The sequence below is a fragment of the Sphaerisporangium sp. NPDC049002 genome (assembly GCF_040649355.1).
GTDB lineage: Bacteria > Actinomycetota > Actinomycetes > Streptosporangiales > Streptosporangiaceae > Sphaerisporangium.
In genome coordinates this window covers 61110-80695 of sequence record NZ_JBEZFH010000010.1, presented here as the reverse complement: position 1 = coordinate 80695, position 19586 = coordinate 61110, and the positions used below count along the sequence as shown (strand labels likewise).

General features: G+C 62.8%; 10 protein-coding genes. 9 read left to right on the top strand and 1 reads right to left on the bottom strand.

Annotation, left to right across the window (positions count from 1 at the left end; genetic code table 11):
- The 9 genes from AB0B89_RS04370 to AB0B89_RS04330 form a co-directional block, all read left to right on the top strand.
- Positions 1 to 1430: hypothetical protein (locus AB0B89_RS04370; protein WP_358547935.1), on the top strand; the 1430-nt coding region annotated here is incomplete at its 5' end.
- Entirely contained in the window at positions 1427 to 3403 is a 1977-nt protein-coding gene (locus AB0B89_RS04365; RefSeq protein WP_358547931.1) for an ATP-binding protein, read from the top strand. The genes AB0B89_RS04370 and AB0B89_RS04365, both read left to right, overlap by 4 nt.
- On the top strand, positions 3396 to 5222 hold the full coding sequence (locus AB0B89_RS04360; RefSeq protein WP_358547928.1) for a DNA methyltransferase: 1827 nt from the start codon (positions 3396 to 3398) through the stop codon (positions 5220 to 5222). Before AB0B89_RS04365 ends, AB0B89_RS04360 begins: the two co-directional genes overlap by 8 nt.
- 734 nt (positions 5223 to 5956) lie before the next feature.
- Positions 5957 to 7306, top strand: coding sequence for a hypothetical protein (locus tag AB0B89_RS04355; RefSeq protein ID WP_358547925.1), 1350 nt, complete (start codon positions 5957 to 5959; stop codon positions 7304 to 7306).
- A gap of 199 nt (positions 7307 to 7505) precedes the next feature.
- Positions 7506 to 9863 (top strand): PglZ domain-containing protein, encoded by a 2358-nt coding sequence (locus AB0B89_RS04350; protein ID WP_358547922.1) that lies wholly within the window; start codon positions 7506 to 7508, stop codon positions 9861 to 9863.
- Positions 9864 to 9886: 23 nt separating this feature from the next.
- A complete protein-coding gene (brxL, locus tag AB0B89_RS04345; protein WP_358547919.1) occupies positions 9887 to 11899 on the top strand; it encodes a protease Lon-related BREX system protein BrxL in 2013 nt (670 codons plus the stop codon).
- A 581-nt stretch (positions 11900 to 12480) separates the two neighbouring features.
- Positions 12481 to 15348, top strand: coding sequence for a dsDNA nuclease domain-containing protein (locus AB0B89_RS04340; protein WP_358547916.1), 2868 nt, complete (start codon positions 12481 to 12483; stop codon positions 15346 to 15348).
- A gap of 1061 nt (positions 15349 to 16409) precedes the next feature.
- Positions 16410 to 17042 carry an endonuclease VII domain-containing protein gene (locus AB0B89_RS04335; protein ID WP_358547914.1) on the top strand — a complete coding sequence of 211 codons (633 nt, stop codon included), beginning with the start codon at positions 16410 to 16412 and terminating at the stop codon, positions 17040 to 17042.
- On the top strand, positions 17039 to 17509 hold the full coding sequence (locus AB0B89_RS04330; RefSeq protein WP_358547912.1) for an endonuclease VII domain-containing protein: 471 nt from the start codon (positions 17039 to 17041) through the stop codon (positions 17507 to 17509). Before AB0B89_RS04335 ends, AB0B89_RS04330 begins: the two co-directional genes overlap by 4 nt.
- Before the next feature lie 985 nt (positions 17510 to 18494).
- Here AB0B89_RS04330 and AB0B89_RS04325 read toward each other — a convergent pair.
- On the bottom strand, positions 18495 to 19463 hold the full coding sequence (locus tag AB0B89_RS04325) for a phosphotransferase (RefSeq protein WP_358547909.1): 969 nt from the start codon (positions 19461 to 19463) through the stop codon (positions 18495 to 18497).
- Positions 19464 to 19586: the final 123 nt, after the last annotated feature.

Here is a 19586-nt window from a genome sequence, read left to right as displayed (position 1 = left end):
CTTCCCGCCGGCAGCCCCTGGCGTCGCCGGCCAGGGGTGATCGTGTGCGAGGCCGCACTCTCGCCGACTCCGGGGGCCAAGTGCTGCCCGATGTCTTCGACCGCTTCCAGGAAGCCGCCGCGAAGGTTAATGACGTCCGGAGGGGCACCGACGCGATCTTCACCGCGCAGAATCTGCGAGGCCTACCGCAGGTCTTCAGCCAGTTGAACCTACTCCGCGATGAGAATGGCCAGACGGTATTCCGCATCGAGAGCGGCCCGCTCCGGGAGATCTTGCACCGGATCGAGGAGCGGACCAACTACGGGGAGACGGCCAGCGGGAGGTACCTGGCTGACGAGTTCGCCAACGAGCCCTTCGGATGGGACTTCGAGGTGGTCCGGCTGCTGGTGCTGGCCCTCATACGCGCCGAGAAGGTCGAGGCGACCAGCAAGGGGCGGACCCTCAACACCATGACCAGCGTCGAAGCGCGTGAGACCTTCTCCAACAACAATCTGTTCCGCCAGGCGTCCTTCCGCCCGCGAAAAGGTATCGAGTTCGAAGAGGTGGTGAAGGCGAGTGAGGCCTTCTCTGACACCTTCGGAGAAGGCTGTCGCGAACTGAACGCCAACGCCATCGCCGCCGAGCTACGCGAGCAGATCGCCCGCCATGAGGACGTGGTCGCCTCGACACAGTCCGCACTGGCGGCACACCGCCTTCCCGGCGGCGCGGTCCTGGACACCGCGCTCGGGCAGATGAAGGCGATCCTGCGCGGGTCGGCCGAGGAGGCCATCGCTACGTTCAACGCGAGCCACCGGGCGATCAAGGACGCGATCAGGCGCGCCACCGAGCTCGAGCAGGTCCTCACCGAGTCGCGGCTGCATGATCTTGAGCGGGCCCGCCAGGCGGCCGAGGTAGCTTGGCCTGTGCTGAAGGACGAGCCGGGTATCGGCCCGGATTTGGAGTCACGCGCCGCGGAGTTGGCGGACCTCCTCGCGCGCGAGACATTTTACCGCGACCTACCCGCGATAGAACAGCACGCCCGGGCGATCGAGTTGGAGTACGCGCGCCGGTTCGACGACGCCCAGCAGGCGCGCATCGACGCCTACACCACCGCATTCAAGCAGCTCATCAGCGAGCCAGGCTGGCATGATCTGGCCGAGCAGACCCGGCAGGATATCGCGGGCAAGCTTTTGGCCGGTCAACGCCCACTGCCGCACACGGTGCCGATCTCACTGCTGCGCTCCGAACGTGACGCCTGTGAAGGGCGCCTTCGCGAGGCCATCCGGCGGATGCAGGAAACCCTCGAAGGGGACCGTCTGGCATCCGTCAAGGTCCACTCCTACTTCTCCGGGGGGATCGAGACAGAGGAGCAGTTGGACGCCGCACTCGCCGGCCTACGCGAGGAGTGCGCGCGGCTGATCGGCGCGGGAAAGAAAGTCGTGCTGTCGTGACCGCGCGTTTCGATCTCAATGAGCTGGCCCGTCGGGAGAACGAACAGACGGAGTGGAAGGAGAACGTCGCCGATATCGACGACGTCGTGGCCACGCTAAGCGCCTTCGCTAACGACCTGCAGAATCTCGGCGGAGGGTACGTGGTCTGTGGCGTCCGCGAGGACAAAGACGTGCACGACTTCCCCACGCTGGTGCGCGTCGGCCTGACCGCGAACAGGCTTAAGGAGATCGAGGGTACAGTGTTGTCCCGCTGCCGGGACCTGGTGTCGCCGCCGATCACGCCATTGGTCGAGGAGTTGGACACAGCGGACCCGCAGCGACGAATCCTCGTCTTCGTCCAACCGGCCACCGGCACCGCGCACACCTTCCGCCGCCGCAACGATGGTGCCAAGCACTACGTGCGGGTCAGCCGGTCCACCACCGAGGCGAGGAATGGGACGCTCAAGGATCTGCTCGTCCGCAAGGGAGCCCTTGAGCCGTGGGACCGTCGGCCGTGCAACGGAGCCACGGAGGCCGACCTCGACCTGTTGGCGCTACGCGAGGCACTGCAACGGATGGGGGTCTTCTCCCGCGAAACGGGCGTCGAGCCGTACCTGTCGCCAGATGTGCAACTGAGCGCGTTCGTCCCGCCGCTGCTGGCTAGCGAGCCGCTGACCGGTGTCCTGCGGCCGCGCAACTTCGCGGTCCTGCTGTTCGGCAGGGAAACCCAGCGTTTCATTCCCGGAGCCGTCACGTACTTCTCCATCTATCCAGGCGTGGATCGCTCAGATCCGCACGCCGAGCGGCACGACCTGGCAGGGAACGTGCTCGAGCAGGCGCTGCGGCTGCAGGAGCTGCTCGACATCCAGTCGTACACGGCCTTCGACAAGACCGACCCCACCTCGCCAAATGTCATCAAGTATCCGAAGCGCGCGCTCTACGAGGCGATGGGCAACGCGTTGGCCCATCGCGACTACGAACTGCCCGACCCCACGCGGCTGACTGTCTTCTCGGATCGGATCGAAGTGGCGTCCCCTGGCTCGCTGCCCGCCGGGGTGGACATGGAATCCCTTCGCAAGGGAACGGCGTCACCGAGATGGCGGAACCAGTCACTCGCCTGGTTCTTCTCCCGGCTGCAATTGGCCCAGGCAGAAGGACAGGGCATCCCCACGATCCTCCGGTCGATGCGAGAGGAAGGGTGCCCGCCACCAATCTTTGAAGCCGACTTGATCCGGGTGGTTTGCGTACTGCCGGCCCATCCACGGCATGCCGCGCTGCGCGACCTCCGCTCGGCCGAACAGGCGCTAGCCCTGGGTGACCTGGAGACGGCGCGCAGACAGGTGGAGCGGGTACTGACCAGCGACAGCCTCAACTTCCGGGCGATCCAGTTGTTCGCAGAGGTCCATCACGCTCGGCGCGACCCCGACGCCGTGTCGGCCTGGGTCCGGCAGCACCTCGACCAGATCGAGTCGCTGCCCCCGCAGGTGCTGGTGCAACTCGCCGAGGCGCTGCAGAACGATCAGGTTACTGACGAGCACCAGCAACTCGCCAGCAGGCTGCTCTCATCGGCTGCCCGTGGCCGGCTGGAGGAGCGCGAACTGCGGCGCATCGCGGTGGCCATGAGCCGCGCGCACGACTACCAGAGCGCGCTGGCTCTGATTGAGAGGAACCTGCTGGAGCACCCGGAGTGGCAGACGAACCCGTCGCTACGCCAACTCCGCGGCGATGCCTTCATCGGGCTGGCGAAGCTGTGCCGCACGACGGCGAAGAACCGCGACATCGCGGAGGCCACCCGTCAGCGGGCATGGCGCGAGTTCCACGCCTACCTGGACCGGGCCGAACACGACTTGCGCGACGCGGTCGCGCACAGTGTCGACCAGAATCTCAGTGATCAGATTCAGCGCAATCTGGACTATCTCGAACGGCTCAGACGGGACAATCAGCCTCCGCAGAAGCGGCCCCCGCGCACCCGCCGGGGAGGGCATCGTGGATAAGCAGACCCGCAACGCTATCGACCGCGCCACCCAACGCGCCCGCAGGCTGCTGGAGAACGAGTTCGCCGAGCAGCTCGAAGCTGACTTCGACGTGCTCCGCAGCGGCGAGGTGGCTCCCCAGCCCAGCCCGCACCTGAATCCTCACCAGGTCTACCAGCGCAGGAAGATCGTTGCGGTGCTGGAGCACAAGCGGGCCACCGGCATGACCACGGCCGCGGCCGTTGCCGACTACATCCGAGATGCGGCGTTCACCACCCTGAACCGGTTCGTAGCGCTGAAGATGCTCGAGGCACGCGAGCTGGTGCAGGAGTGCGTGAGCAGGGGCGAGGAATCGGCCGGGTACCGGGAGTTCTGCGGGATGGCGCCCGGCCTGCCGCTGCTGCCCGGCGGCGCCGCTTACCGCCTCTACGTCGAGTCACTCTTCGACGAGCTGTCGACCGAGGTGAAGGTGCTGTTCGACCGGCGCGACCCGGCGTCGGTGCTGTGGCCGAGACGGGCCAGCTTCGACGGGCTGCTCGCGATCCTCAACGACCAGGACCTGGCTGACATCTGGGCCGAGGACGAGACGATCGGCTGGTTCTACCAGTACTTCAACGGCGACGACGAACGTCGGAAGATGCGCAACGAGAGCCAGGCGCCCCGCAACAGCCGGGAGCTGGCCATCCGAAACCAGTTCTTCACACCCCGGTACGTGGTCCAGTTCCTCACCGACAACACCCTTGGTCGCATCTGGTATGAAATGCGCGGCACCGACACCGCGCTCGCCGACAGGTGTCAGTACTTGGTCCGCAAGCCGGGCGAGCGGTTCGCGCCACGGCCGAAGAAGGACCCCCGGGACATCCGGGTGCTCGACCCCGCCTGCGGCAGCGGCCACTTCCTGCTGTACGCGTTTGACCTGTTCATCACGATCTACGAGGAGGCGCACGCCGACCCGGAGAGCCCCGCCAGCGAGGTGACCGGACGGACCCTCGCCGAGGACTACCCGACCCTTGAGGCACTCCGGCAGGCGATCCCAGGCCTGGTTCTCGCGCAAAACCTGCACGGCGTCGACATCGACCCACGCTGCGCGCAGATCGCCCAGTTGGCACTGTGGATGCGTACCCAGCGCGCATATCGCGACTTCGGCATCGGCCGCGCTCTACGTCCACAGATTCGGCGGTCGAACATCGTCGTCGCCGAGCCGCTTGTTGCCGACGACCAGGTGGCCTTCGATTTCGTCGCCCGCCTCAACGACGAGGAACTGGCGAGGATCTTCAACGAACTCGTCGACGCGCTCGCCTTGGCTGGCGACCTGGGGCTGCTGGTCCGCATCGAGTCCGGCTGTTCCCAGCCGCTGGCCCCCGGCTACCAGCATGATCTGTTCACCCCGCCCAAGGAGCGCCTGCACGAGGCCCTCTCCCGCTTCGCCGCGGACCCGGCCACCCGTGCCAACACTCGACGCCGCCTCTTCGCCGAAGACGCCGCACACGGAATTGGCCTGCTATCCATAGCAGACCAACGCTACGATACCGTGCTGATGAACCCGCCGTTCGGCTCCGGAAGCACGAGAGCCAAGACGGTTTTCGAGAAAGCCTACCCTCGTACAAAGAATGATGTTTACGCAGCGTTCGTTGAACGTGGCATTGATCTGCTAAGCCCGCGCGGGAGACTCGGCGCAATTACATCTCGAAGCGGATTTTTCTTGTCCCGGTTTCAGAGGTGGCGCGAGGAAATAGTTCTAAAGAAGGCACCTCCCGTCGTTTTCGCCGATCTCGGCAACGGCGTCCTGGATGGCGCAATGGTGGAGACTGCAGCGTACTGTCTGGAGGCGCGCAGATGACGATATTTCTCAGACTTACCGAGCATGAGGCACATCAAAAGGAGGCGACACTCGCAGGGCTAATCACGGCTATATCAAAGGGACAGGTTTTGGAGCCCGCCGAAAGGGACTACTTCGATCGAGATGTCGGCGGGTTTTCCGTGGTGCCCCGCACACCTTTCGCTTACTGGGTGAGTGATCAACTGCTCGGGCTATTCACTAAACTTCCCCCTTTCGAGCACGGGGAGCGCGTCGCGCGCCGAACGAACGGCACCACCGACGACAAAAGGTGGATTCGACTCCTATGGGAAGTCGGTCGAGTAAACCGTTCCGACCATGTTTGGGTTCCCCATGCAAAGGGGGGAGCTTTCTCACAATTCTATGCGGACTTGCATCTTCTCATAGCCTGGGACCCTTCACGAAAAACCTATCCCGGGTACCTCGGCACCCCTCACCGGCCTGACGTTCGTCCCGCCTCTCTGCAGTACTTTTTTCGACCTGGCCTCACATGGTCGCGTCGCAGCCAGAAAGGCTTCAGCCTTAGAGCGCTACCGGGAGGTTCGATATTTGGAGACAAAGGACCCGGATGTTTCCACCAGCACAATTCGGAAACCGAGCTCCTTGCCACTATGGCGCTTGCTAACTCGCAGCCGTTCAGATATCTAATCGCACTCCAGATGTCCTTCGGGTCATACGAAGCAGGCGTCATTCAATCCACGCCAGCTCCAATACAAAATCCGGAGGAGCGTAGGGTTTTGGCCGAGCTCGCTCGCAAGGCCTGGTCCCTTAGCAGAGCATCAAAGACAATCGATGAAACATCCTGGTCTTTTGTGCTTCCGGCCGCCTTCAATCATCTTAGGGAATTAGATCCCGCTCGCCTCAACCTTGAACTCTCCCACCTAAAGATAGATATCGACGAATACACGTTTCGCCTATACGGGATCGGCGAACACGATCGGCACACCATCCTCAATACCTCGTTTTTTGGCGCCAGCCTTTTGGAAGAATTCGATTATGCTGATGAAGAGCAGCATGAGTCCGATGACGAGGCTGAACCGACATACGACTTATCGGGTGCGCCAGATGACGGCCTAGTCTCGTGGCTCGTCGGAGTAGTGTTTGGCCGATTCGATCCGAGACTGGCGACCGGTGCACGACCGATTCCACCTGAACCAGAGCCTTTCGATCCGCTGCCGGCTCGTTCTCCCGGCATGTGGCCGGAGGGCGAGGAGCCTCCCGTACCGCCACCGGACATCCTGGTGGACGATCCCGGCCATGCCCGCGACCTGACATCCCACCTCTCGGCGGTCGCCAGCACCGTGGATGTGTCTGAGCCGGACGACCTGCGTCGGTGGCTGGCGCGGGAGTTCTTCCCGCTGCACATCAAGATGTATTCGAAGAGTCGGCGCAAGGCTCCCATCTACTGGCAACTGGCGACCTCGTCGGCGAGATACTCTGTCTGGCTCTATATCCATGCATTCACCAGGGACACGATGTATCGGGTGCAAAACGATTACGTCGTACCCAAGCTGATGCTTGAGGAGCGCCGTCTGGAAACCATGCGGCAGGAGCTTCAGGACCGGTCGACTGCGGCGGAGCGTCGTGCACTCACCGACCAGGAGACCTTCGTGGACGATCTGCGCGGCCTCCTAGACGAGGTAAGGCGGGTAGCGCCGCTGTGGAACCCGGATCTCGACGACGGCGTCATCATCAACTTTGCGCCGCTGTGGCGCCTCGTCCCGCACCACCGATCATGGCAGAAGGAGCTCAAGACGACCTGGGACGCGCTCTGCGCCGGCAAATACGACTGGGCACACCTCGCCATGCACCTGTGGCCTGAGCGGGTCGTCCCAAAGTGCGCGACGGACCGTAGCCTCGCCATCGCGCACAACCTGGAGGACGTCTTTTGGGAACAGATGACGGATCGTAAGTGGTCGGCCCGCCCGACACCCACCCGGCCGGTCGATGAGTTGATCCGGGAGCGGATGTCGCCAGCGGTCAAGGATGCGCTGCGGAGCCTGCTCAGCGCCCCGACGGCCGCCAGCGGCGGGGGCACCGGGCGTCGGCGCGGCACCGTCGGCCGGGGCAACGGTGGAGGTCGCTGACATGCACCCACTGCACGATTACTTAGCGAAGCTCCTCGCTGACCGACTCAACGCTCGGAAGGTCGTTGTCTGGTACGACCAGCGAAGCGAGTTCACGCCGTTCATGAACGAGGTTCGCGGTGGTCCACATACCGGCGCTGAGCCCGTGCCGGTGTCTGTGGGTGGAGTCGACGTCAAGGTCGTCGAGTACGCTGGGTCGATGTTCGAGCTACGGACCGCAGTCGAGCCGTACGTCTACGGCGACGCGGCCGACGCCGTCCTCATCTATCTGCCTGGCTGTGCCCGTGACCCCCGTGGCTCGGTGCTCATGGAGCTGGAGGAGGCGGGCACCCGGTGGAACCCGGTGCTGGTGCAGCTGGCCAGGAACCTGCTGCTAAAGACGTACACGCTTGGTGTCGTCGATCAGATGCTAGCGGCGGACCGGAAGCTGACGTACGAGGATCTGACGCGGCTGGCCGAGAGCGACGGGCCGGAGCCACCGTCGATCCTCAAGACCGTCTTCCATGATGCCCGGGACGGCGACGCGATGCTGGGTGCCTGGCTGACGGACGAATCCCATGACGCCGCCATCAGCGCGAAGGCCGCCACCACTGAACTCGTCTCGCTGATCAAGGCGAGGCTGGGCCTGGAGCCGCCCGACGACGCCGCCCTGCCGAAGCTGCGGGCGATCACCGCGCGCTACGTTCTGGCCAACGAGTTCCGGCTGGATCTGGCATGGTCGCCACCGGCGGCCCTCGAAGGGGTCCCGACGCCGCCCTCCGCCCAGTCCGCCTCGGCCGTGCGGGAGCTGGCCACGCGGCTACGGGTTGACTTCTCAGCCGCCTACCCGGCGCTGGCCGACCGGGTCGCGGACGACCTGCGACTACGCGACACGAAGGTACCCGCGAGCGCGCTTGGCTCGATCGACACATTCCGCTTTGAAGAGCGCGAGTTGCTGCGCCACTGCGCCGACCTGATCGTGGCGGCGCAGTACGACGAGGCGCTCGCCATTGTCACCCAACGGGAGCACAGCTTCTGGCTGGAGCTGGACGTCGGGCGTAAGGCCCAGTGGGAAGCGGTCCGCCGGATGGCGGAGCTGGGCCGCGAAGCGGTACGGGTGCGCGCCGAGTTGAGCAGAGCCAACGGTGACGCGCGCACCTGGCTCACCCGGTACACGGACGCCCCATGCGAGTGGTACCGGCTGGACCAGGCCCAACGGCGTCTGGAAGCCTGGGTGGCCACCCTGGACGACGATCCGGACGAACGACCGCTGGGTCTGGTGCGGCGGGCGTACGAGGACACCTGCCACCTCATGGCGGCGAGCTTCGTCGACGCTCTGCGCTCATCCGACTGGACCATCCCCGATGCCCTGTACCAGACCCACGTGTACGGCGAGGTTGTCGCGGCGCAGCCGAAACCCGTGGCCTACTTCCTGGTCGACGCCATGAGGTACGAGATGGGCGTCGAGCTGGCGCGCAGGCTGCCGGAGAGTTCGGAGGTCTCGGTGCGGCCCGGCGTCGCCGCGCTGCCCAGCATCACGCCCGTCGGGATGGCTGCCCTACAACCAGGCGCGTCCGCTAGCTTCTCTGTTGTCGAGGAAGGCAGCAGACTCGGCGCCAGGATCGACGGCACCTTCCTTCCGGATCTGACGGCGCGGCAGAAGTACACCAAGGCCCGCATCCCGACGTCGGCCGATATCTCGCTTGCTGAGCTGCTCAGCCTGCCACCGTCGAAGTTGACGAAGAAGCTCGACGGCGCGCACGTGGTGGTGGTCCGCTCGCAGGAGATCGACAAGGTAGGCGAGGCGGGGTTCACCTTTCACGCCAGGCAGGTGATGGACACGGTCATCGACAACATCGCCCGGGCGATCCGCAAACTAGCCGCTGCCGGCGTGGGGTACGCCGTCGTCACCGCGGACCACGGTCACCTTTTCTTCGCCACCGACCGGGACGAGTCAATGCGTACCGACTCACCCGGCGGCCGTACAGTCGACCTGCACCGACGCTGCTGGATCGGTCGCGGCGGCGCGACACCGCCGGGATGCGTCCGGGTCGCGGCGTCCGCCCTCGGATACGACTCAGACCTCGAACTGGTCTTCCCGGCTGGGGCGGGGGTGTTCAGAGCCGGTGGGGACCTCGCCTTCCACCACGGCGGGCCGACCCTGCAGGAGATGGTCATCCCCGTCGTCACGATCAGGACCGCGGCCGGTACGGCCGAGCGCGATACCACCGCGAGCGTCACCGTGACGGACACCCCGGAGACCATCACGAACCGGATCTTCACTGTCACCCTGTCGTTGGGGAGTGGGCAGATGATCTTGGGAACGACCGGAACGACCGTACGCGCCATGCTCATCTCAGGCGGCAACCAGGTCGGCGCGGTCGGCATGGCGGCCGGAGCGGAGTTCGACCGCGCCACCGAACGCATCCAACTCGAACCCGGCCGGTCCACCACCGTCGGCTTCCAGCTCACCGACGACACGGTCGACTCACTCCAGATCGTCGTGCAGGACCCGGAAACGGACGCGGAACTGTACCGGTCACGGACTAAAATCCCGGTACGGCTCGGTGTGCGATGAGCGCGGCGCCCATTTCTCGCGACATGCTGGACGACAAGGTCAACCGGCTGTTCGCCGGCAAGGTGGTCCGCAAGGACCTGGTCCGGAAGGTGAAGGTCGGTGCGAACGTACCGGTCTTCGTCCTGGAATTCCTGCTCGGCAAGTACTGCGCGTCCTCCGACGAGATGACCATCCAGATGGGTCTACAGGTCGTCAACGACACTCTCGCGAACAACTACATCCGTGCCGACGAGTCGATGAAGGCGCAAGCGATCGTGAAGGACCGCGGCCGCCACACGTTCATCGACAAGGTCAAGGTCCGCCTCGTCGACTCCGACTACTGGGCCGAGGTCACCAACTTCGGACACAAGAACGTCCACATCCCCGCGCACTACGTCCGCGAGTACGAGCGTCTGGTCATGGGCGGAATCTGGGCCCAGGTCGATATGCGGTTCGAGTACGACGAGGAGTCGCGGGGAAAGAACCCGTTCTGGATCGACCGGCTGACGCCGATCCAGATTGCCACCTTCGACCTGGAGGAATACCGGAAGACGCGCAGCGAGTTCACCACCGACGAGTGGCTCGACCTGATCATTCGCAGTACGGGTTACGAGCCCGGCGAGATGTCCCGCCGGCTGAAGTTCCTCTTCCTGGTCAGGCTGATCCCCTTTGCCGAGCGGAACTACAATCTCGTCGAACTCGGGCCGCGAGGCACCGGCAAGAGTTACGTGGTGCAGGAGGTCTCCCCGTACTCGGCGCTACTCACCGGCGGCACGACGGTCGCCAATCTCTTCGGGCACATGTCCGGAAGACAGAAAGGCATGGTGCAGATCTGGGATGTCGTCGGCTTCGACGAGGTCGCCGACCTGCAGAAGATGCCAAAAGAAGTCGTCACGACGATGAAGACCTACTGCGAGTCGGGCACCTTCCAGCGCGGACAGGAGGCGATGTCCGGCGACGCGAGCATTGCCATGTTCGGCAACACCAACCAACCTGTTGACGTGATGGTGCAGACCGGCCATCTCTTCTCACCGATGCCCAGCGTCATCCGAGACGACATGGCCTTCATCGACCGCATTCACTACTATCTCCCCGGCTGGGAGATCCCCAAGATGCGCAACGAACTCTTCACTAATCACTACGGGTTTGTTGTCGACTATCTCGCCGAGGCGCTGCGCGAGATGCGCAAGCACAACTACACGGAAATGATCGACCGGCACTTCTCGCTCGGCTCGCACCTCAACGCCCGCGACCGCAAGGCGGTACGCAAGACAGTCTCCGGCTTGGCGAAGATCTTGTTCCCGCATGGCGAGGTGACCCGGGAGGAGCTCGAAGAGGTCGTGGAATTCGCGCTGGAGGGGAGGCGGCGCGTCAAAGAGCAGCTCAAAAAGATGGGTTCCTTCGAGTATTACCACACGTCATTCAGCTACACGCTGCAGGAAACAGGCGAAGAGCGTTTCGTCGGCGTGCCCGAGCAGGGTGGACGGGACCTGATCTCAACAGATCCGTTGTCGCCGGGGACCGTGTACAGCGCCGGGGTCACCTCCGACGGCACGGTTGGCCTATACCGCATCGAGATCTCGATCTCTAGCGGTACCGGCAAGCTGAAGCTCGCGGGTGGCGTCGATGGCGTCACTAAGGAATCCGTCCAGCGTGCGTTCAGCTACCTGTGGACGAAGAAAGTCGAACTCGCCGTTGCCCGGGACCTAGACGTCTCCGATGTTCACGTAGAGATTATCGATCTGCTCGCCAATCGTGTAGAGGCGGAACTCGGTGTAGCCTTCTTCGTTGCCTGCTATTCGGCCTTGCGAAAAGCGCCGGTAGGCCCTGCACTACTAATATTGGGTGACATGAGCGTGCAGGGGAATATCAAGCCGATGCGCTCACTCACCGAACCGCTGCAAGTCGCTAAAGATAACGGCGCCAAGAGGGCTCTTATCCCTATTGAGAACAAGAGAAACTTTCTGGATGTGAGTGCTGAAATCATGGAGCAGGTCGACCCAGTCTTCTACGGCGACCCCAAGACAGCCGCCATGAAAGCCCTTGGCGGGCCGTAGAAATTCCGGCTGCCCACCTTCATAATCCGCCCGCACGCCAGGCGAATTATCCATTGTTCATGCCTTCCGCGCACGTGCTCTAAACCGGCTAGAAGCACAGCAGAGGGCTGGTCAGCCCTCCCAGCGGAGGTGGCTGAACCCCTCCGGGATTGATCGAGGCTCTGCGGTTCTTCTTCGTCGGGCTTCGCCCTCATACGCGGGATGATCCCGCAAGGGATACGGGTTGTGCAGGGCGTTCCCACAGCTCTCGCCACTTGAGTCAGCACTTAGACCTCGATGGTGCAGCCACGGAGCATTGGCGGCGTTCGCCGACGGCGACCGAGGTCAAAGTGACCGAAGTGGATGGGCTGTAGAGGGTCCAGCGGCTGACCTTGAGGACGGCTATCACTTCGGAGACAGTGATGAGTTCAGTGCTCATGCTGTTGCCCCACAATGATCTGCTACCTAGGCTGGCGCCGAAGGAGCTGGTCTCCGGTTGTGTGGTGCCTGCCCACGCAGGTCTACCCGCTGATGACGCGGACGGCGCACGTCCGCACATGAATCGATCGCGCGCGCGTAGATAAACAGCCATACTTGTAGCCATGAAGTCCAATGAAAACGATCTCCGCCTCCATCCGGTGCTCGATCCGCAGCAGTTGTCACGGATTGAGGCCACTCATCGTGGCTTCGGATACCAGCACCTTTATGCCGTTGCATGCTTACTACTTATGGAGGAAACTGCGACCGATTTCATTATCATTGAGCATGACGAAGACGTGGAACTCGTGCGCGCTTCGTCACACGTCTATGTTCAGGTAAAGACCCGAAACCGTGCTCTCCAATTCCACGACGTTGCTGATGCGTTGCAACGCTTTGCCAGCCTACGTGAAGAACATATGCACGGCAGGCGATCAGGTGAAGGAAAGTTTGCAGTGCTCAGCAACGTCGAGCCCGGGATCGACCTGCGTAGACGATTGCTCGAGCCAGACTGGCCACGTGACGTCGTGCTGTTGTGGCCTAACTGTCCCGACCCTGCCATGGATTTGCGACTACCGCAGGCATGGCCGAATTTTGCCGCAGCATTTCAGTGGTGTGTCGACCAAGCCGAGCTAATCCCCTTTCCTAGCTTGTCTTCTCAAACCCTCGTGCTGAAGCTAGCCGGGCTGGTACAACAAGTGGCGGCGGGGCAGCCGGGGCATGCGGTTTCGCTGGCCCAGATGAGGTCATTTCTGGAGCAGCTTGTTGTGCAGCTTCAGGAATTCCCTCAGCCGCCGTCTGAGTATCGTCCACAATCAAATGAGCCGGTTCTGGACAACGTCGATAGGGTCTGGTTGCTGGTTGGTGTGTCTGGAGCTGGCAAGACAGCGTGGGCGTCACGGTGGGCCCAATTGCATCCCTATCCCACGGTGTACTTCGACATTGGTGAGCTCCCAGGGACAGCATTGGCTTCTTCGCTGGCGCGCGAGCTGACGGCCAGATTTCTGAGTGGGCAAGATAATAATACTGGTGGGGCAGTTCTGCCATCGGCGAGCGGCCTGGAATTGTTGGCGGCAATATCCCGCCAGCTAGTGGCGGTGGGATTCGAAGTCATTGTCGTCCTGGACAATGTCCATCGTGTATCGGCTAAAACCCTGCGTGCACTGGTGGAGTCTGCACCCGATCTACGTTTCAGACTGATTGGTCAACCTTGGCCAGGGCAGGCCGAGTTGGAAGCCTGGCTTCAAATCAAGGCCAATATACTTGGCGGTTGGCCGTTGGACACGGTCGTCGCCGTATTCGCCGATGCTGGCTGTCTCATCGACGCGTCGATGGGGCATCGTATTATCGCCCTAACCGCTGGCGTACCCCTCTATGTAGTGAACGCCGCCCAGCTGGCTGCCGAGACCTACGGCAATGATGTAGCTGATTTCCTTCGATCAGTCGAGCAACGGCTGAATATGGCACATACCGCCCAAGAGATCATCTTGGCACAAACCTTCGAACAACTATCTCTAGCGGCGAGAACTACCACTGCAGTGCTCGATCTAGCCGATATTCCACTCACCCGAACAGAAGTGCTGGAGTTGGTTGGCACCACAAATTCGTCGCAAGCATCCATTGCGAGAGCCATTCGCGAACTCAACCGTCACGGTATTGTCCAACTCTTCCCGGATGGTCGACTCAAGCTCCACGACGCATTCAGGTTACTGGCTCGAGATGTCTGGGAAATGCTTGACGCGGCTCTGGTTGACGCGGCGCGCGAGATTCTCGTGGAGATCGCACAACGATCTCTTCCGACAGAATGGTCTATAGGCAGATTTGGTCTCTGGCTTCGACTTCTACCCCAGACCGGCCGGCTGGATGTACTAATTGATACCGCCACACAGGAGCAGTTTCACCAATTTGGCGAGTGGCGAGAATTGAAAGGCACACTTGAAGAGGCCGCCGAGTCCACGACGCTCAGTGCGGAAGATCGGTTTTGGGCACTCGATGCGCTTGTTTATTGGGAACAAACTCAGGGACTATTTGATCGCATACCGACCCTCGTCGGCAAAATGGGTCATATAGTGGAGCACTATAATCTCGGCGACCGCACAAGAGTCGCACTGTCGATGAAGGAAATGTTTAGTTTTGCACTGCAGGACGATCGCACCGGTATTGACGCAGCCTTCAGTACGGGATCAGCGCATGTATCCGATCGCCCTGATCTGAATAGGATACTCCGCTACAATCGCGCGGTGGCCTTGTATCAAGTCGGCGCATATGATGATGTCGCGTCGCAAGTTATGTCCCTGACCGCGGATTACTACAACCATCTTGGCCTCGGACCTGAAGATGTTTTTATGGCTAATCCCGAACACATTCTGGCGACTGTGCCGGATACTTCAAGGCGCGAGGACGATCTGCGTCGCGCTGGTGATTGTTTGGGTCTCGTGGCGCGAGCTCTTCAGAAACTGGGCCGGCCTGCAGCGATTGCCTTCCTTCACGCGATGAAGTTCTATCAGGCGGCTTCGGCCTGGCGTTCGGCTGTCCGCGTTGGTCAAGATGTCGTAGATGAGCTCGTTGAAGTGGGAAGTTTTGACCAAGCTCGTGACATCTCGGAAAGGTTTTTGCTACCAGTTATAACGGAATATCAGTTGATGGATCTTTTGGTGGCGGTCCGGGGCCAGTACGCAGTCGTGCTGGCATGGTCTGGGCAGATCGACGCTGCGAGAGAAGAGATCTTGGCTTTGCGGGCGTATCAAGTTTCGGCTACAGGTGAAGCTGAACTTCGCAACCAAGGTGCGCTAATAGAGGAGATTGCGGCGAACCGGACCTCTTTGTTGCCACCACAAGTCAGCCGCAACAGTTTTACAGGCGCGCTAGCTGATTTCGAGCCACACGAGGAGGCAAGAGGAGAGTCTCGAGCAACATTGGGGAACATCGAGCGAAACGCTCTTTGCTCTTGCGGTTCGGGAAGGAAGTATAAGCGTTGCCATGGAAAGAAGTAGCAAAGCAATCTAACGAAGTTGGCTGGAGGTTGTAGCAATCTACGTCCGCAATTCGACGACGCCAGCGTGACGGCCTACGCCGGCCACCATTTGCCCTGCCATAACATCGATACGGCACTATGGCCATTATCTACCTTGAGATGGAAAGCATGCCGCTACAGCAGCCGAATCACAAGTCGCGGGACATGTGTGGGGTGATCCGAAGAGCCTGCTCACGGCGTTGCTGCTCCTTGGGGGTGAAGCTGCCGCCTTGCGCGTATCGCACACCCTCGTGGTAACCGACAGATCAGCCCTCGTCAGCTATCCGAAACAAGACCCATTCAAGTTCGGGTAATGCGGGTGTGCTGCCGGATCGTCGAGTCCCACGAGATGTTTTGCTGAATTGCGCTCATAAGTGATCAAGCGGCGGCGCGGCGCGCCGCCGTACCCGGCCCTCTGCCGCACGCCGTCCGGGCGTGCGGCGTGGGCGCCGGTCCCGGACGGCGGCGGCCCGGGCCGTAGCCGTACCGCTCGCTCGCCGTACCAAGCGAACTCGCCGACTTCAGCGCCACGCCGCCGCACATACTTCCTGCGACCACCGACCTCAACCGCTACGCGTGCTTTCCGAGGTTCTTCGGGTCGCCGGCCCCTGGGGTCTCCCCGGCATGCCTTCCCTTACTACCTCGTCTCCCGAGTATGGCCGCCAGCACCTGCCCCGGATCGGTCAGCACAGCAATGACTGCTATGAACAGACCGGCGAGCCAGGCCACGACACGGTGGGGGAAGAGACTCATACTTCAAAGATATGTGCCTCCGGCGGGGGCCTCGGGCTCCAGGATGATCGCGATTCCAAATGCGAGAGCCGTACGGGGCTGAGGTAGGGAACCTGATCGTCCCGCCGCCGTCATCCCAGGACAAGCCGAGCAGACCAGGGCCAGGGGGTCAAGGTCGTTCGTCCAGTGGGGCGCTCCACCTTGACCCTGGCCCTGGCCCGCTTCCCCTTCGGGTGGGACGACGGCGACAGGACGATCAGGTCGGGCGAAGTGCATGCTTGCGCATGGGACTACCCTTCTGGTTGATCTATGCTGCACACTTCCGCCATGGCAAGGGCAGACGATTACGACACGTGCGCGCGGGGCCATCCGTGGGGCGAAGAGAACACCGGTCCGAAGGTCGGGGGAGGCCGCTTCTGTCGGACGTGCGCCAGGGAGAGCCAAGCGATTTATCGCGCTCGTCGAGCCGGTCTTCCCGAACCTCCACGATCGCCGTTAGTTAAGCGAGAGCTTTACCCCGGGGGATTGAAGCGCTGCTGCGTCTGTGGAGAGATGAAAGACGTTGAGGAGTATCCCCTGCAGGGGGTGAGGTATCGGAGGGGGCGGTGTCGGGCATGCTCCGTGGCGGCTGCTGCCGCATGGGCCGAGGCTAATCCCGAGCGTGCGAGATCCAACCGGATCCGCGGCGAACTACGTCGCAAGTATGAGATCACGCCCGAGGACTACACCCGGATCCTGGAAGAGCAAGGTGGCCGTTGCAAGATCTGTGGCGCCCGCACATCTGTGGGTAAGGGCGAGAAGCTCTATGTCGATCACAAGCCCGGTACCCGCATTGTCCGGGGATTGCTGTGCAACCACTGCAACGGAGGGTTGGCGATGTTCCGTGACGATCCGGCGAGGCTCCGTGCTGCTGCGGCCTATATGCGTCGGTGGAGCCGATGAAGACGTGCACGACGTGTGGTCAATCGTTGCCCCTTACGGACTTCTACTCGTCGAAGCTGGGGAAAGGCGGACTAAGATCCGCCTGTAAGGAGTGCAGCAAGGCATCCGTGATCGCGTGGCGAGCCAAGGAGGGGAACGCCGAACGGCATCGGGAAACAACTAAGCGTTCCTATCACCGGGCCGGTTGGTCCCGGGTGGTGTTCAAGCGGTACGGCCTCACTCAGGAGCAATACGACACGCTTTATGAGGAGCAGCAAGGCCGATGCGCCATCTGTGGGGAGCCGGAAGGAGGTGTCACTTCGCAGGGGGCAACGAGGCGGATCGCGGTCGATCATGACGGGGAGGGGGAGACCCTAAGAGTGAGAGGCTTGCTGTGCGCCGGATGCAACACCGGACTGGGTGCATTCGATCACGATCCGGAACGCATGGAGCGCGCTGCCGCCTACCTAGAGGAGTTCCTAGACTGATGAGTCGCAGCTAACCCGAAGGTGCAGCCGGGAAGATGTGCCTAGACGAAGGTTGGCGTCTGGCGCGCAACGGGCTTGCTCAAGGAGGCACGGGATACGCGCGGGATACCTCTCCGGGAGCACCCCCCGAGACAGCCCTGCGCCGCAGGTCGCAGTACATAAGGAGCCGAGATCGGCGACGCTCTGTAAAATCTTCGGCGGCTCATGAGCGGCACTCGAAGGGGTTGCAGTTTGGGTTGCAGTTCACCGCCGTACCCTGCCGTTCCAGGTGAACCGGCCGGGCGCGTTGGTCCAGGTGGAACCGATAGGGACGGGCAAGATCCGAGCTGCTAATGCGGTTTAGTGCCCGCCCAGACGAGGCCTCCGTCCAGCTACCGCCCTTACGATCGCCATGCGGTGGTTGGGCGCCGTACGAGGTTGGGGGCGATCGCCGGTCCGGGCCTCGTTCCTCTGCCCGCCCCACCGGGTGACGGGGCTAGGCGCCGTTGCGGGATATGCGCGGGATGAAGCCGCCGGCCGACCGGTTGCCGAGAGATTGCGGTGCAGGTCGGAGGGGCAATGGGCCGGGTGGTCGGCATTCCACTTCTAATCCGACGGTCGCAGTTTCGAATCCAGGGTGCGCCACCGAGACCAGGTTATCTAACCGCCCACCTGGTCCTTTAGCCCGGCCAGCCTCCCAGCAGCGCGGGGACTGACACCGCCTGCCTCTACGGACCGAATTCAACGATGGTGATGCGGCGCGGGGGGCACATCTACGTGACAACCCGATCGAGCACTACGATCCCGAGCACCCGGAAGACCCCGTTCCTTTCGACCAGGACGCCATCAATGAGCGGCTCGCAACGCGCCGCGTACGGGCCTACGTCGCGTAGCCGCCATCGGTGCCACGCTGCTGGACCACGTCCACCACGAAGATCGATGAGCCGCTGACCCGGTTCCCGGCGAGTAGTTCGGCACCAGCCCTTCGGAGAGCAGGTGACCGGGCCTACAATCCAGTGCGGTATCTCGTCCAAGCGATGGCGGCTGCTGCTGCGCGCCGTTGGTATCCACGTAGGTTCGGTACGCCCGGCGGTGCGGGTTGGCGGCTCATGCGAGTCCAGTAGCCGGCGTATGCGGCCGCGTAGCTGGTGATCACATCTGAGGGAACGAGATCCCAGGTCCGGGTGCCGACCAGTGCCTCCTCGGCGGCTCCCGGAGTGTTGCCGGCCATGATCAGGTGGGGGACCAAATCTGTGAGGTCCTGCCAGGCGGCGCCCTGGCATGGTTGCGCCCAGTCCACGACGTACGCCGTGCTGTCGCTCGTGGTGATGAGCAGGTTGTCTGGACGTGTATCCCCATGGACCAAGGTGGTGCCGTCCGCATGCCGGCCCCAGAGGGTTTCCAGGTCGGCGAGCGCGTGCAGGTGCTCTTGTTCCCAGTCGCCAAGGTCGGACGGTGACGAGTCGGCCAGTTCGCGCCAGCCATGCAGCCAGCGGACTCGGCTGGCAGATGCCTGCGGGAGACCGGACAGGGGGGACGGTGTCAGCAGTTCGACCATTTCGGAGAGGGCTGACACGACGGTGGGGATGTCCGCTGAGCCGGGCGACAGATCAGGGTGACGTCCTTCGATGTCATCGAAGATCAGGACGATCCATCCGGCCGAGGTGCCGTGCCATCGCAGGCGCGGCGCTGGTACGGCGGAGGGAAGCCGGTCTGCGGTTTCCGCCTCGACCTCGTACTTTCCTGCCAGGACGTGATCGACCGGGATGGCCTTGACGAAGGCCCAGTCACCGCCGGCCAGGCCGAGACGCGCGGCAGCCCCTGGCGAGAAGCCGCCGCCCTGCACATCGGCGGTGACGACGGCCGAGCCGAGGTGAGTGGTGATGAGGTCGCGTAGTTCGCTGGGGAGATCGCGCCAGGATGGGCGTGCCGCTGTGAAGCCGAGCGGCGGATGGCCGAACAGATCGGATGGCACGGTGGAAGGCCCCTCAAGGTGTTGGGATGGCTGCGGAAACCACGCCGAGCAGGGGCCGAGAGAGAGCGCCTCGTCTAATCCTGCTCGACGCTGATAGCTCGCCGTTCGACGTGAAGGGGCACC

What these genes read in the sequence shown, in the direction of transcription:
- AB0B89_RS04350 (WP_358547922.1), top strand. Translation starts at nt 7,506, where the DNA reads ATGTTCGAGCTACGGACCGCAGTCGAGCCGTACGTCTACGGCGACGCG.
- brxL (WP_358547919.1), top strand. Translation starts at nt 9,887, where the DNA reads ATGCTGGACGACAAGGTCAACCGGCTGTTCGCCGGCAAGGTGGTCCGC.
- AB0B89_RS04340 (WP_358547916.1), top strand. Translation starts at nt 12,481, where the DNA reads ATGAAGTCCAATGAAAACGATCTCCGCCTCCATCCGGTGCTCGATCCG.
- AB0B89_RS04335 (WP_358547914.1), top strand. Translation starts at nt 16,410, where the DNA reads ATGCTGCACACTTCCGCCATGGCAAGGGCAGACGATTACGACACGTGC.
- AB0B89_RS04330 (WP_358547912.1), top strand. Translation starts at nt 17,039, where the DNA reads ATGAAGACGTGCACGACGTGTGGTCAATCGTTGCCCCTTACGGACTTC.